Source organism: Vibrio sp. Scap24 (genome assembly GCF_013394185.1).
GTDB classification, from domain to species: domain Bacteria; phylum Pseudomonadota; class Gammaproteobacteria; order Enterobacterales; family Vibrionaceae; genus Vibrio; species Vibrio pomeroyi.
Genome location: NZ_CP041333.1, coordinates 1506204 through 1522899, shown reverse-complemented (window position 1 = coordinate 1522899; position 16696 = coordinate 1506204). Strand labels below are relative to the sequence as shown.

Annotated in this window: 4 protein-coding genes; 3 read left to right on the top strand and 1 reads right to left on the bottom strand. The window is 44.3% G+C overall.

The features are described from left to right. The first annotated feature begins 62 nt into the window (after positions 1-62). On the top strand, positions 63-1103 hold the full coding sequence (locus FLM53_RS22120; RefSeq protein ID WP_176679382.1) for a porin: 1041 nt from the start codon (positions 63-65) through the stop codon (positions 1101-1103). Between the two features lie 232 nt (positions 1104-1335). Then, positions 1336-1647, top strand: coding sequence for a hypothetical protein (locus tag FLM53_RS22115; RefSeq protein WP_176679383.1), 312 nt, complete (start codon positions 1336-1338; stop codon positions 1645-1647). A 107-nt stretch (positions 1648-1754) separates the two neighbouring features. Here the strand turns inward: FLM53_RS22115 and FLM53_RS22110 are convergent, their stop codons facing one another. Beyond that, positions 1755-3602: a M3 family metallopeptidase gene (locus FLM53_RS22110; RefSeq protein WP_176679384.1), complete on the bottom strand. Its 1848-nt coding sequence runs from the start codon at positions 3600-3602 to the stop codon at positions 1755-1757. Positions 3603-3855: 253 nt separating this feature from the next. Between FLM53_RS22110 and FLM53_RS22105 the strand changes: the two genes are divergently transcribed. After that, positions 3856-16674: an Ig-like domain-containing protein gene (locus FLM53_RS22105; RefSeq protein ID WP_178992130.1), complete on the top strand. Its 12819-nt coding sequence runs from the start codon at positions 3856-3858 to the stop codon at positions 16672-16674. Positions 16675-16696: the final 22 nt, after the last annotated feature.

Genomic DNA, 16696 nt, shown 5'->3' with positions numbered 1-16696 from the left:
AATAGCGCCACTCCAAAAGGCCGGACTAACAAGGCCGAATCAATATATAGGTAGTGGTAACCATGAAAAAAACATTAGTAGCACTTGCGATTGCAAGCATTTCAACTTCAGCATTCGCTGTAAACACAAGCAGCCAAAACAGCCAGAATGAAGAGATGTTTGCTTTTGATTCTATGCACAAAGATCAATTCTCAGTAGCAGGTTCTTTCGGTGTTGGTGGTTACTACGACACAGGTTCTAAAGCATTTTACGATGATTGGGCGACAGGCCTAACGCTTGCGGTAAGTTACCGTAACAACCGTTTTGTTGGTTACTTCGAAACGGACATGATGCTTCAGTACACGACCGACAATAACGTTGCAGCGAACGAGGCAGCGACATCTGCTTGGGTAAACGGTATTGATACTGGCCCTGCGACAGACGTAGATAAAGCGTGGTTAGGTTTTGACACTGGTTACGGTATTGCTTCATTTGGTTGGGAAAATGACACGGCGCTAGATAAAGTCGACGGCGCAGGCGACAACACTTATGAGTTTGGTGCTTCTGCTGGCGATGCTTCTGATGCATTCAACGTAGTTAAGTTCCAAGGTGCAACAAGCGGCATTGCTTACGGTATCTCTTACTTTGAAACGAAAGATTCTCGCAACGATGATAATTTCGACAAAGGTGTGAACGGCTACATCGGTCTAGAGCAAGAAGTATTCAACCTATACGCTGGTTACGAGAACCGTGATTACGAAGATGATTTCGAAGTTTACACAGTGACAGGTAACGTTAAAGTTGGCGCGCTTAAGTTAGGTGTGAACTCTTGGATTGAAGAGAGCGATTCTGAGAAAAACACAGGTTACTACCTATCTGGTGGCTTCACAGTTTCTGAAGACCTAACGCTTGCTGCTGGTTATGCATCTAGCAACAACGAACTTGACGGACAAGCGGATGTAGATGCTTCTTTCATCAACATCGCAGCAATGTACCGTATCGCAGAAAATGCAGACATGGGCATCGATATCAAACAAGACATTGAAGGCTCTCGCATTGGTTCAACTGCTATGCAATACGACGAAGAAACACACGTATTCGCTGCTGCTTACTACTACTTCTAAGAACATAAGCAATTCTAAGAGCTTAAATTTACTTAAGAACTTAAGAACTTAAGAACTTAAGCCCTTAGAACTTAAGCCCTTAGAACTCAAATACTCGAAATTGAACGCTATGGTGTAATTGCTGCCCGGTCTTTACACCATATTCTCTTCTTTGTGCGGCTTAAGCATCCACTGTTCGACATGTGGTATGCCACTCAAGTTTGACGAGTGGATTATTATCTGGAGAAATACAATGGTTAAGAGCATGACTGGCAAGGGTGTCATTTATGGCAATGACACCCTGTTTACGTGTAAACCTAATCGCAATGGACTGTTTGAATTAGCACGTAAGCATGGAAGAGTTGCTGGTACTCGCCCGCAAGACTCGCAAAACAAGGTGTACGTTGAATCTTTAGATGAGGCATGGGAGTTACTTAAAACTGAGAAGTTTTATATTGTTTTGACGGGACAGGTGTACGGCATCCATAGAAAGTCTTTGAGAAGCATTGAGTCGGTTGATATTGAGTTTGATACCGAAATTCGGTCAGCTTGCGTTTCGATGTAGTACCAAGATTAAAAAAGAAAAGGACGATGAAATATCGTCCTTTTTGCGTTTTAACTTTTTGGCTTCTGATTTTTTTGAGCGTAAGGCTTACTTAACTCGCCCGCTGGTTATCGCCCGTACTGCTCTACAATAAAGTGCTCAAAATCATCACACATTTGGTCATTCGACTTTGCGTTATTCGCTAATTCAGTTGCACCATCAACAATCGATATCTTCGCATTCAAATCTGCGACTTGTGCGCGTTCGCGAGAAGCCAGTTTTTTGATCTTTTGCTCTTCAATCGCCCATGCCTGTTCTGGTGATAAGTTACACTCGTCAGCAAGGTATTTGGCATTGAAGCCTTCCCCAGTAAGGCTTTGTATTGTCCCATTATGGTTCACGCTATTACCTTTATGCCAATAGCGCTCAGCCAACAAAGGCCCGATCTCTGGGTTATCTGTTAAGTAGCCAAATTTCTCGGTGAAATATGCACGCGTTTGGTACACCGCCATATGAGCCAATAAGTAACCTTGATATGCGCAAGATGCTTCATCAGACAATAAGTGTGGGATCGCCATCAGTGGGCGAGGGCTGCAATCTAATCCTAGAATTTTCTTTTCACTGTTGCGAGCAAGCGCCGTGATCTTTTCAGGCGTCAGGTCTTCATCAGCCATCTCGTATAGAGCTCGTTCAAAGTAAGGAACCACAAGAATGCTGCGTTCTTGGTAAGCGCGGAATGGTTGTTTGTTACCAATGATGGCCTTGATCAATTCATCTGGTACAGCTTGGCCTTCTGAATTAAGCGCGTACTGTTTTAGCCAATCAGCATCATTCAACAAGCTATCGCAGAACATCGATTGAGTTTCCGCATATGCCATTGACGTTGGGGCGAACTCTTGAGAGAAGCAAGGTGCGTTCATTTTTACGTTGGCAAAATGCGCAGCGTGACCACCTTCGTGGAACAAGGTGTTAATCCCGTCATAACCACTGCCTATTTGATCGGGTTTAGCGTTGCTAGTGAAGTTCACTTGAGCGGCAACCCATTCACCTTGGTCATAGAAAGAAGGGATTGGCCCATGACAGAAGCCATTTGGGTATTTTCCTTTGCGATCAAGAAGATCCAATTTCAATGTCGCTTGAGAATATTCGATGTTCAGTCGGCCGAAAGATTCTATCCAGCGTCTCAGTGATTTTGAAAAGGGAACATAAGGGTCTAAGTCATTCATAACGTCACCAGCAAAAGAGTAGGTAAAGTTATGCGCTTCGAGTGCACTTGTGCCTTTCTGCTGAGCTAAGTTCGTTAGACTTTTTTGATGGCTATCGCGTGTACGAGCTTCAAAATCATCCAGAATCGTAAACAGTTGCTCGGTCGTCATCTGTTCGGTCTTCACAACTGAGTAATCAAAAAAGGTCTTGAAGCCCAGTGATTGAGCAAATTGATTGCGCTTTTTGATGAGCTCAATGAAACCATTAGCCAGAAGCCATTGTTCAAGTCCTAATAGTGTTTGATGCGCTGATAGCCTAACTTTTTCATTGTTATTGGTTCTTACTGTTGAACCTAGAACCGGTAACGATCCTTCTGTTTCTTCACCCGCTTCATTAACGTAAGTCATCACGTGGCTCTGCTTCTTCTCAAACAGCTCTGCTTCGAACTTAATGAGGTCTGCTTTTAGCGTCTGAGATTTTTGGGATTCTATAGCGTGAGATTTAAAGGTCGCTAACCAGCCATTCAGTCCTGTTAATGTACTTTCTTTTTCTTGGACGTCTTGAATCTCGTCAATGGCAGAAATGTGCTTTTCGATAGCCGTAATTTGTTCAGCTGCACTAAGAAATTCGGCCCACTGAGTTTGCGCCTGTGTCGAGCCATCATGGTCGTCACTTATTCCCATGTAAGTATCCCAAAAGAAGTCTTCTTTTGCTTTATGAGTCGCAAGATACTTTTGATTCAATTCGTTGAGATAGTTCGTAGCAGTCATGATATTCCTTGAAAATAACGCTTGAATTTCAAGATTATGACACATTCATACGATGTATTTTGTGACATTGCGTATATCGGAATGTAAGTCACAAGATGTCGGTTTACATTACGGTGTATGAGTGATAATTAATGAACTGTTAATGTTTTGTTTTTTGCTAGTATTGTTTAGGGAATGTTCGCTGATTTTTATCCCCTTTTATTGAGTAAATTGATGTTCTCAATGTCAGCGTTTTGTAAGGAAGAGGTTTAGGATGGATCCTATTTTATATATCGAAGTTGGTGGCGTTGTATGGCAGGTGCTGGCTGATGGTACTTGGCTTCAAGTGCCCGCATCACAACCCAAAGTTGAAGGTGTGCAAGTTGTGAGCATTGAGCCTCAGAATTTGGACCAAACTCAACCTCTCACTGAACCGCAAATAGCCGCTGTAGAACAACAGTTGGAAGAGGTGGTTACTCAGCTTGTAAACAACATTGAAAGCTCGCCAGAACAGCCGAGTGCTTCAAACGACCAACCTAGCGCTAGCGCCTCTTTTATTGCTTACGTTCGTTCGACATTAGATGAAACTCTGGCAGAAGCCGGTTTTGATACTCGACCAACAGAATACTTTGAAGATGATACAACATCCAACGATGGCGAACTCGATGTATTGTTACCGAGCGCAGTATTAACCGTCGATATTTTGGATGGTGGTGACGGTTATGAAAACCAGTTTGAAGTACCTTCGGTCACGATCACTGGTACCGCCGTTGATGTTCGAGATGGACGTACCGTTGTTCTGACTATAACCGATGTGAATGGCAACACAGTCACCACGACCGCAATCACAAATGACGAAACCTATGTCGTCAACGGTGTTGATCTCTCTTCACTCGCGGAAGGTGACCTTAAGGTCGACGCGATCATCGCCGATGACTTTGGCAATAGCATTACTGCTAACGATTCCACAATCAAAGACACCCTAGCCACAATCGATGTCGATTTTGATGGTTTTGGTGATGAGTTTTATAACAAATTCGAAGTCGATAATGGTGCCTTGGTAGGTACAGTAACCAACGTTGAAGATGGTCAAACTATCTCAATCACGATTACAGACAGTGAAGGCCTGTCAGTAAGCTATTCAACGGTAGTTTCTGGGAATAGCTGGACGCTCGAAAATCAAGATTACTCCAATTTCGCCGAAGGTGAACTTACCGTCGTCGCCAGCACTATCGATATTGCCGGAAACCCAACCACAGCTAGCGATACCATTGTTAAGGATACGCTTGCGAGTATTGATGTTGACTTCGATGGCTTTGGTGATGAGTTTTATAATGAATTAGAAGTAAATAATGGAGCTTTGGTTGGTACTGTTTCAAATGTCGAAGATGGGCAAACAATCTTAATCACAATAACGGATAGTGAAGGCTTATCCGTAAATTATTCGACAGTTGTGTCTGGCGACAGTTGGACATTAGTAAATCAAGACTATTCAAACTTCGCAGAAGGTGAACTTACTGTAGTCGCAAGCACCATTGATATAGCTGGCAACCCTACCACCGCTACAGACACCATTGTTAAAGATACTCTGGATAGAATTCTCGTTCGGTTCGATGGTTTCGGTGACAACTATTACAATCAAAGTGAAGTGAGTAAGGGTGCCCTTATCGGTGCCACATTCAATATTGAAGATGGTCAGGCGATAAACATAACGATTACTGATAGTAACGGTTTTTCTGTCGACTACACCTCGGTTGTTTCAGGCAATTTATGGAGCTTAAAAGACCAAGATTATTCTGGCTTTGCAGAAGGTGAGTTGACCGTCGTCGCGAGTATTACAGATATAGCGGGTAATACTATTTCGTCCACTGACACCATTATTAAAGATACGTTAGTGGAGATTGGAGTTGAGTTCTCTGGATCTGACGATGAGGTTTACAACCAAACAGAGGTCCTGAATGGTGTGTTGGTTGGTACTGTTGGCAATGTTGAAGACGGTCAAACAATCTCTATTACCATCACTGATAGTGCAGGCACATCTTTAGATTATTCAACAACGGTTTCAGGCGGTACATGGACGCTTACTGATCAAGATTATTCTAGTTTTGCCGAAGGTGAATTAACGGTTGAAGCCAGTGTTACGGATATCGCAGGAAACACGGCGACTTCAGTGGACACAATATTAAAAGATACGTTGGCGGACATCAGTGTCGATTTTGATGGTTTTGGTGATGAGTATTACAACTCTGCCGAGGTCAGCAATGGCACACTAGTTGGCTCGGTGACTAATGTTGAAGATGGCCAAGAAGTTTCAATTACTATCACCGATGTTGATGGCAAGTCAGAAAATTATACCGCGACAGTTTCCGGTGGTGAATGGACTCTCACTGGTCAAGATTATTCAGCCTTCGCGGAAGGTACGTTAACGGTTGAAGCAACGGTTACGGACGTTGCAGGTAATACTGCTACGTCTAGCGACATCATAGTGAAAGATACGTTAGCGGACATCAGTGTCAACTTCGATGGTTTTGGTGATGAGTATTACAACTCTGCCGAGGTCAGTAATGGCGCATTAGTTGGTACGGTGACCAATGTTGAAGATGGCCAAGAAGTTTCAATCATTATCACTGATGTTGATGGCAAGTCAGAAAATTATACCGCGACAGTGACCGGTGGTGAATGGACGCTAACAGACCAAGATTATTCAGCCTTCGCAGAAGGCACTTTAACGGTAGAAGCTACGGTTACCGACATTGCGGGCAATACAGCGACCTCCAGTGACACAATTGTCAAAGATACGTTGGCGGACATCAGTGTCGATTTTGATGGTTTTGGTGATGAGTATTACAACTCTGCCGAGGTCAGCAATGGCACACTAGTTGGCTCGGTGACTAATGTGGAAGATGGCCAAGAAGTTTCAATTACTATCACCGATGTTGATGGCAAGTCAGAAAATTATACCGCGATAGTCACCGGTGGTGAATGGACATTAGTTGGCCAAGACTATTCGGGTTTTGCAGAAGGTATCTTGACTGTAGAGGCTACAGTTACTGACGTTGCAGGCAATACTGCTACTTCTAGCGATACTATCGTAAAAGATACGTTGGCGGACATCAGTGTCGATTTTGATGGTTTTGGTGATGAGTATTACAACTCTGCCGAGGTCAGCAATGGCACACTAGTTGGCTCGGTGACTAATGTTGAAGATGGCCAAGAAGTTTCAATTACTATCACCGATGTTGATGGCAAGTCAGAAAATTATACCGCGACAGTTTCCGGTGGTGAATGGACTCTCACTGGTCAAGATTATTCAGCCTTCGCGGAAGGTACGTTAACGGTTGAAGCAACGGTTACGGACGTTGCAGGTAATACTGCTACGTCTAGCGACATCATAGTGAAAGATACGTTAGCGGACATCAGTGTCAACTTCGATGGTTTTGGTGATGAGTATTACAACTCTGCCGAGGTCAGTAATGGCGCATTAGTTGGTACGGTGACCAATGTTGAAGATGGCCAAGAAGTTTCAATCATTATCACTGATGTTGATGGCAAGTCAGAAAATTATACCGCGACAGTGACCGGTGGTGAATGGACGCTAACAGACCAAGATTATTCAGCCTTCGCAGAAGGCACTTTAACGGTAGAAGCTACGGTTACCGACATTGCGGGCAATACAGCGACCTCCAGTGACACAATTGTCAAAGATACGTTGGCGGACATCAGTGTCGATTTTGATGGTTTTGGTGATGAGTATTACAACTCTGCCGAGGTCAGCAATGGCACACTAGTTGGCTCGGTGACTAATGTGGAAGATGGCCAAGAAGTTTCAATTACTATCACCGATGTTGATGGCAAGTCAGAAAATTATACCGCGATAGTCACCGGTGGTGAATGGACATTAGTTGGCCAAGACTATTCGGGTTTTGCAGAAGGTATCTTGACTGTAGAGGCTACAGTTACTGACGTTGCAGGCAATACTGCTACTTCTAGCGATACTATCGTAAAAGATACGTTGGCGGACATCAGTGTCGATTTTGATGGTTTTGGTGATGAGTATTACAACTCTGCCGAGGTCAGCAATGGCACACTAGTTGGCTCGGTGACTAATGTTGAAGATGGCCAAGAAGTTTCAATTACTATCACCGATGTTGATGGCAAGTCAGAAAATTATACCGCGACAGTTTCCGGTGGTGAATGGACTCTCACTGGTCAAGATTATTCAGCCTTCGCGGAAGGTACGTTAACGGTTGAAGCAACGGTTACGGACGTTGCAGGTAATACTGCTACGTCTAGCGACACCATAGTGAAAGATACGTTAGCGGACATCAGTGTCAACTTCGATGGTTTTGGTGATGAGTATTACAACTCTGCCGAGGTCAGTAATGGCGCATTAGTTGGTACGGTGACCAATGTTGAAGATGGCCAAGAAGTTTCAATCATTATCACTGATGTTGATGGCAAGTCAGAAAATTATACCGCGACAGTCACTGGTGGTGAATGGACATTAATCGGCCAAGATTATTCAGCCTTCGCTGAAGGCACTTTAACGGTAGAAGCTACAGTTACCGACATTGCAGGTAATACTGCTACTTCTAGCGACACCATAGTGAAAGATACGTTAGCGGACATCAGTGTCAATTTCGATGGTTTTGGTGACGAGTATTACAACTCTGCTGAGGTCAGTAATGGCGCATTAGTTGGCACGGTAACCAATGTTGAAGATGGCCAAGAAGTATCAATCACCATCACCGATGTTGATGGCAAGTTAGAAAATTATACCGCGATAGTCACCGGTGGTGAATGGACATTAGTCGGCCAAGACTATTCGGGGTTTGCAGAAGGCATTTTGACCGTTGAAGCGAGTGTCACGGATGTTGCGGGAAATACGGTCACTTCTAGTGACACCATAGTGAAAGATACGCTAGCCAGTATCACAGCAGAATTTGATGATGCCGATAACATACTCAACACTGAAGAAGTTCAATCTGTTCGTCTACAAGGTGTTGTTCAAAATGTCGAAGATGGACAGCCTATTACCGTCACGGTTACCGATAGCAATAATCAGTCTATTACCTTACAAACCATGGTTGTTGCGGGTGCTTGGATCATCGATGATGTCGATCTGTCTGCATTTGCGGATGGCAACATTACCGTAGAAGCAGTTACCGTTGATATTGCAGGTAATGAAACAACGGGCACTGACTCGACAGGACAAATTGATACCGCTCCACCTGTTATCGATATTGATACCTTATCTGGTTTCAACATCTTAGATTTTCGTAGTGGTGATTTAACCACCATGCAGGGAACGACCGATGTTTCCGAAGGTTTACCTGTCTACATAGAGATCAATGATGGTACGCAAACGCTGACTTTTGAAGGTGTGATTGATGCGTCCGGTGGTTGGCTAGTCGAGAATATCGACATTTCTAGCTTAGACCCATCTACTGAGTGGATTATCGATGCGAGAGTTGTTAACTCGATTGGTAATGAAGCCAGTGATGACATGCCAAGTATTGTATTGCCAGGTTCAGTCTCATTTTCTGAAAGTACGGTCGGGATCTTCGGAGATCAAACCCAAGTTGCTGATATCAATATTCAGTTTGCTGACGAGTTTGCCTTTAGTGCAAATCAAGTTTCTGCCGAAGGTATCACGTCTCAAGGCCAATCTATTGCCATTGCATTGGAGTCTGACGGCCAGGTACTAAAAGCAACACGAACCGATGGAACATTGGTATTCGAAGCTAAAATTGTCGGAGATACCGTTGAGATCACCTTCTTTCAAGCGGTTGACCAACAAGCTAGTGAAGAGTTGCTTCAAACGGCGATCATTATCGAAGGTCTACAAATTGATGACGATGGAACTACTGAGCTAGTTTTAGGTGAACTACCTATTACGATTTTAGATTCTGAGCCTTTGTTGTTCGATGAGTCTTACACGATGGTTGAAGGTGAAACATCATCAGGTAACGTTCTGAGCAACGATATTGACCTTGATACCGCGTTGACCATTAGTAGTGTCGAAGTGGGAGGTGTTAGTAAGGATATATCAGGTGCAACTCCTGCGGTATTTAATACAGGTGATGGTGTATTAACGGTATTTGCCAATGGTCAGTGGACCTTTGAAGCCAATCGAAACCTAGACCACACCCAAGACCATACCGTTACTTTCAATTATGTTGCCGCTGATTCCAGTGGTGATTTCGGTTCTGCCACGGCGACAATTGATATCACTGATGGTGCCTCAGGAGAGATATTGGATGATTCGAAAACGGTAACGGAAGTTGATGTGACTTCCGGATCGCAGACCATCAACGCTCAATTTACGATATTAGGTGGCTCGGATAATCCAGACCCAGACTCGATACAATTTAGTCCTGAGACCGTAGCACAATTAGAAGCATTAGGAATGACTTCGGGAGGAGATTCTACGGCTCTTTCTTACACCCTCAGCGCTGACGGTCGTACCATAACAGCCAAGCAAGGTGACGATGATGTGTTCTCGTTTTCAATGACGACAACAGTCGACGGGAATAATGTACTTGCCGATATAGTGTTGGTGATTGAACGCCCACTCGACCATGTGCTGACCAGTGATTTACTCACGATTCCGTTAAATATTATTGGTACAGATACCGATGGTACTGCTTTAGAAAACGGTCAAATATCATGGGTGATCGAAGATGGTAATGACCCGAGTTTAATTCTCGATTCAAATGCTTCAGTTAACGAGTCTGATCTAAGCAACGATCCTGTTGGTGAGGTGAGTAGCACCGGAACTTTCAGTGTCGGGATTGGCAGTGATTACTTAGATAGCGTGTTCTTTGAGTTAGCCGATCAACCTCAGCTCTTTTGTGGCGGCGAGCAGATTTACTACACCGTTTCTGAGGATGGTACATTATTGACTGGTTACGCAGGGCCAGTCGCTGGTGGTGATGTTGCCTTTACGGTGAGTTTCGCCGCGCCGGTTTCAGATGATGCAGATAGCAGTGTGGATTACGTCTTCACACTCTACAAAGGTTTAGATCAAACTAATGGTACAGATTTTCTTCCTTTTACCGTTACTGCTCGTGATTCAGATAACGATGATACCAAACTAGATCTCAACGTCTCTATTACTGATGGTGGTGAACCATTCATCGGGAGTGGCACTGTTGAGTTGAGTGAAACCCCTATCGCTGATAGCACACCGTCGGGAGTTGGCTCAACAGCAAACGTGAGCTTAGCCGTTACTGCAGGGAATGACCCTCTGGTTTTCTTAGGTTTGGATGTGACCACTGGTCAAGCTGTTCTCGACAGCGATGGTATAGCGGTAACCAATAATGGTGAAGCGCTAACTTGGCGTGATAATGGTAATGGTACCTTTGATGCTGTTCTCGGTAACGGCGATGCTGTTTTCAAAATCAAACTACCAGATAACTTCAGCCTTGAAGCCAATGGTTCAACAAGTGTTGATGTCGTCATTGAGCTTTATCAGTCCATTGATCATGGCTCAGGTTCTAAAGACACCGAGCTGACGATTCCAGCTTCTATCGTCACCATTGATTCCGATGGTTCGAGAGACACGCAAGAATCCGACATCAAAATATACGATGGTAAAGATCCGACCTTCTCAATTGTAGGCAGCATATCTGTTGATGAAGATGGACTTATTGGTGACAACGAACAAGCCGGTACTGAAGAGCCGAGTCCATCAATATCCATTATTCAAGGCTCAGACGATATAGCTTCCGTATCAATTAATATTGATGCATTTGATGATCTCGGTTACACCAGTGGCGGGCGAGCGATCTCTTTACAGGAAGTGAATGCCGATGGTTGGTATTACGCGCAAGACTCGTCGGGTAACGATATCTTCCGAATTCGCTTCAATAACGATGGCACTACTGAGTTTAACCTTTATGGTCCGCTCGATCATGCCACCGGTGACGGTGAAAATAATCTTGCGGTGAATTTTGAATTGGTTGTCACGGATGCCGACGGCGATAGCTCTGATCCGGCTATTTATTCTGTAAACGTAACTGACGCAGTTCCAACTGCGCGAAGTGGTTCTATTGAGTTAGTGGAAGGCGACAACCTTAACGGACAGTTTTTAACGGAAGAGTTTGCTGGGGCTGATGGCGCCACCATTATTAGTTTCGATTATCGCGGTACTACTTACACCTTTGTAGATGCTGATACCCCAATAACCATTGATCTAATCAACGATTTTGACAGTGGTAGCGTATACGGCCAGTTTACTCTCTCATCAGATGGTAGCTACCAGCTAACGACGAACCCGAATGTAACGACTGACCCTGACGATCCAAAGATCGTCGATGATATTGATTATTTGGTGCGAGATGCCGACGGCGATGAAGTCGTTAGTAACGCTGAGCTTGTGTTAGACGATAATGAAGGCTTTATTCGTTATGAAGATTCGGAAACCACAGAAGATAACGACGCGATTATTGTCGTCAGTGTTTCAACCGGAGATATTGACCAAAGCGAAACCGTTACGGCTATCGAGTTCTCAGAAGCATCGTTAAATGGTGGTAGCTTGTACCTTGATGGGGTATTGCTTCAAGTTGTAGACGGCAAAGTCACCTTGTCTGGAAGTCAGCTAGCAGCGATTGATAGCCAGTTTACTGGCCCAAATGGACAGTTGACCTATCGTCCAGCTTTGCATGAATCCAATACTACGTCGACGGTTATTTTGGCAATCAATGCCATCATTAGTACCGACACTGTACCAAAAGAGCTGACCGCTGATATTGCTGTTTCTGTTTTACCTGTAGCTGACGCACCTGATTGGTCTGATTCAGTGTTCACCTACCAATCCGTAGAAGATGACGCGACCCCAATTAAATTAGATATCACCGCTCAATTGGTTGACCAAGATTCGTCGGAAACACTAACTTATACGATAAGTGGTATTCCAGATGGTCTGAATATCACCTTGAACGGAAATGCCGTTAAAGAGGGTAAGGAGTACACTCAGAATCAAATCGACAAAATGGAAATCAGAGCTGATGAAAATTTAGCGGGTCGATTTGAATTTGAAATTACTGCGATTGCGACTGAAGCAGGAAATACCTTTGCGGATCCAGATGATAGAACTGCCGATATTGTTAATACTGTAGTCGTTGAGATCTCACCGGATGCGGACACTCCCATTTTATCTGTTAAAGATTACAAAGGTCTTGAAGATGAAAACATCTTCTTAAAGAACGTAATCAATGGTGCGTTGACTGATACCGATGGTTCTGAATCTTTAAGTTATCAGATTGAAGTGCAAGACGGCTGGGCGATTCAAGGTGGATTGTTTGACCTAATTGGTCCTAATACTTATCTCGTTTCTGCTGAAGCGATAGAGAACGGCACCGCTTATTTAATACCAAAAGAAGACATCAGCTCCTTTACAGAAGACCTATTCATTAACGTGACTGCCGTTTCTTATGAATCAACAATTGACTCGTTAGACCCTGTTAATGTTACTGCGCTTAGCGACACTAAAACCATCAATATTTTCCTCAAAGGTGTGGTGGACGAGCCAGTTGTCGTGGATGGAGGTAATGCACACTGGGAATATGATAGCGACACTAAAGTCATCAGCAATCAATCTGTTCTCAATGAAGATGGTTTGATTCGACTCGACTTTGTGGTTCAAACCTCAGACGACGATGTTTCAGAAGAGATCAACATACTGCTGACCAACATCCCTGAAGGCACTTTGCTGGTGGATGCTCTGGGTGAACCAGTGTCACTGACGATTGCTTATATCGATGATGTTACTGGCGCAGTATTCCAAGTCTCTAATGCACAATTGAATGATTTGTATCTTAAGCCAGTTGCTGATTTCAGTGGCGAACTGGAACTTACCGTTATTGCTATCTCAACTGAACCTGACGGTGATTCGGGCGAATTTCCGATGACCTTGAAGGTAGAGTTAGCGCCTGTTGTTGATCAAGAAGATGGTCAAACGGTAAGCACTCAAGGTATTGAAGACAGTCAAATCGGATTGAATCTTGAGCCATCTGTAAATCAAGATGTTGACGGCAGTGAGTCTTTAACGGGGTATGTGATTGATAGCCTTCCTTCTGACCTGACTCTCTACTTTGATGGCAGTGTGATTGCCGTTCCTGATACAGGTTTGGATTTAGAGAGCCTATTGGATAGCACGACGCCAACATTATCGGAGCTTTTAAACAGCGGCAGATTGTCGGTAACGGCAACGGAAGATTTGAGCGGCACGTTCTCAATCCCAATTACTTATGAAGTGACAGATACGTCGCCAACCGGCGCGACTGATATAAAAGATATCTCGGGATCCATTAGTGTCACCGTTGATGCGAGGGTCGAGTCAGATACACGTTTAGAAAGTTCGGGTCAGCTGTACACCAGTGATGACGGTTCTCCGGTCAACGTGTCAAATGCGGTTACTTTTGTTGATGCTGATATGGATGGCTCAGAATACTTAGATTATATCTTGATCGATGTACCTGATGGTTATTCTTTGATTATTGACCACCCGAACGGAGCCGCTCAAGATATTTCAGGAAACTGGATCATCTCTGCGAACGGCCTTACGAGTGATTCTATCCAAGAACTGGCTCAAGAAATCCTGAGCGGTATGACGATCTCTAGCCCAAGCGACACCCCAGTGTTAGATATTGTGGTGCGTGCTCGTGTCATTGATGGTGAAGATTCGAAATATATTGATACCTCATTCCAAATTCAGATTACAGGTCATGACGGCGGGGGCGGTTCTTGTGATCCTGTTGGCCCACCAAGTCCAATCCAACCGGATGGCGATATTAAAACGCCAGAAGGTCAAGATATCGACTTAACGGGTTTATTAAATACTGATGTTGCCAGTGACCCAGACAACACTATCTCATTCTATATTCCTGCTGACTCTCTGCCTGAAGGTGTGGAGATTTCAGGTGATGGCGTGATTGCAGAATATGACGCGGCTGGCGAAGTAGTTGGTTACTCGATTACTGCTGATGGTCTATCGAAACTGACGTTAACCGGATTGGACGAAGACTTCGCTGGTTGTATCGACTTTACAATTAAAACCATTGAAACGTCTTCATGTAGTGGCGAAACCGTAACGACAGATCAAACGATCAGCATTCAAGTGCTACCTGTTGTCGATGATATTACGGTTGCAACGGATTCGACAACAATCCAAGAAGACATCACTACGGATCTTAATCTTGAGCTTGTTCTCGGAGATAGCGTTGAAGACGGCAAGTTAATCACGGGTGAAGGCAACAGTGCGACTGGTAAAGAAACCGTTAACTCTCTGACCATCACAGTATCAAATGGTGTGACACTGTCGGAAAGCCCTGCTGATACTGGCTTGTTGGTTGATAACGGCAATGGTACTTGGACGGTAACCGATCCTAGCCGATTGAGTGATGTGTTGGTGACACCACCAGAACACTACAGTGGTGAAATTACCTTAACGGTAACGGCCAATATTACCGATGAAGCGGATTGCGTGACTGAAACGGATACGCAAGATAAAACGACCGTAGTGACGATCACGGTTGAACCTGTCGCTGACGCAGCAAACTTAGTAACGCAAGATGTTGTCGGCGATGAAGACAACTATATTTCATTGTCATCACTTAGTGCAGAGCTGATTGACCAAGACGGCTCTGAAAATATGTCCTTGGCATTGAAAGGCGTTCCTGAAGGCGCAATCGTCGCGATAAAAGTGGGCGATAGTTACGAATTGGTACCGAATAATGGTGTTGATGGCGGCTCCTTTGATGGTAACCCTACTTACGAGTGGCAACTGGATCCAAGTCAGCTCGCAGACCTCGTTATCATGCCCCCACGAGATTTCAGTGGTGACATGAATCTTGTACTTGAGGCGATTACTCAAGAAATCGGCACCACAGAAATTCGTTATACCGAATCTGAATTCACGGTTGGTGTGAACCCTATTGGTGACAAGGTTGAGTTCTTCGATTTACCTGAACAACTGACGGGCAGTGAAGACGAAGGCATTGTTATTCCACTTGATGCGAATAGCTTTGAGACGAATAGTGATGAATTCTTATCAATTACGGTCACGGTGAATTCGACTTCGGATCCATCAGGTTTAGTTGGGCTAGATCGAATTCGCATTGGCTCTGAAACCAGTTCTTTCACCAATGTTAATGGCATTATACAGGCGACGATCATCGTTAAAGCAAGCTCTGTCGATGAGCTCGAATTCTTTGCAGGCGATGCGTTTGGCAATCTCGATATTACGATTACAGGCCGAACGGTCGATCAAAACACTGTACTTGGTGAGTTAGTGGTCGACACGGGTGACCCAAGCTCGCAAGACATGACGCTTATTATCACACCAGAACCTGACGCTCCGTTACTGAGCGTTGAATACCCATCGATAGTCGCGGAAGCAAGCGGCACGATTCCTCTAGGCTTAGATCTTTCTTTGGTTAACCCCGCGGATTCAGAAGAGGGTTTTATCACCATCTATGACATACCTGCAGGTTTGACCTTCTCACATGGTTCGATGGTCGGTGGACAGTACGTGGTGGACTTGGCTGATGTACCTAACCTAGCGATAACAGGGGGCTACAACAGTGGTGATCAATTTGAGCTAACGATTGAACCGTCTGCAGAGATAGGCAACAACCAAGCGGTAGGTTTGCCTCAAACGGTATCGGTTGAATTTGTTGCTGAAGGAGACTCTACGATTATCGCAACAGAGGACAACGACCTGCTGATTGGTGGTACAGGCTCAGATAATTTTGTATTTGAATCGTCAGGTTTAGGGAGTGCAGATGCTCCAAGCTACGATGTGGTTCAAGATTTTGATGCGTCTCCAAATACGGATGCAATTGACCTCTCAGGTATTCTAGGCAGCCTTGGGTTGAATACCGGAGTAGGAGCAACACAATACCTAGATCTAGAAGAATCTGGAGAAGGCGTGACCATTTCAATCAAACCGAATGGCGACGAAGACGTTCAACAAAACATCTTACTTGCCGATGTCACGTACGACGATCTGTATCAAGGTGACAGCAGCAGTGCATTAGAAGCACAAATTTTACAAAAAATGATAGAAGACAATAATTTAACGCTGTAAGTTAGATGTACAGTCTATAAAA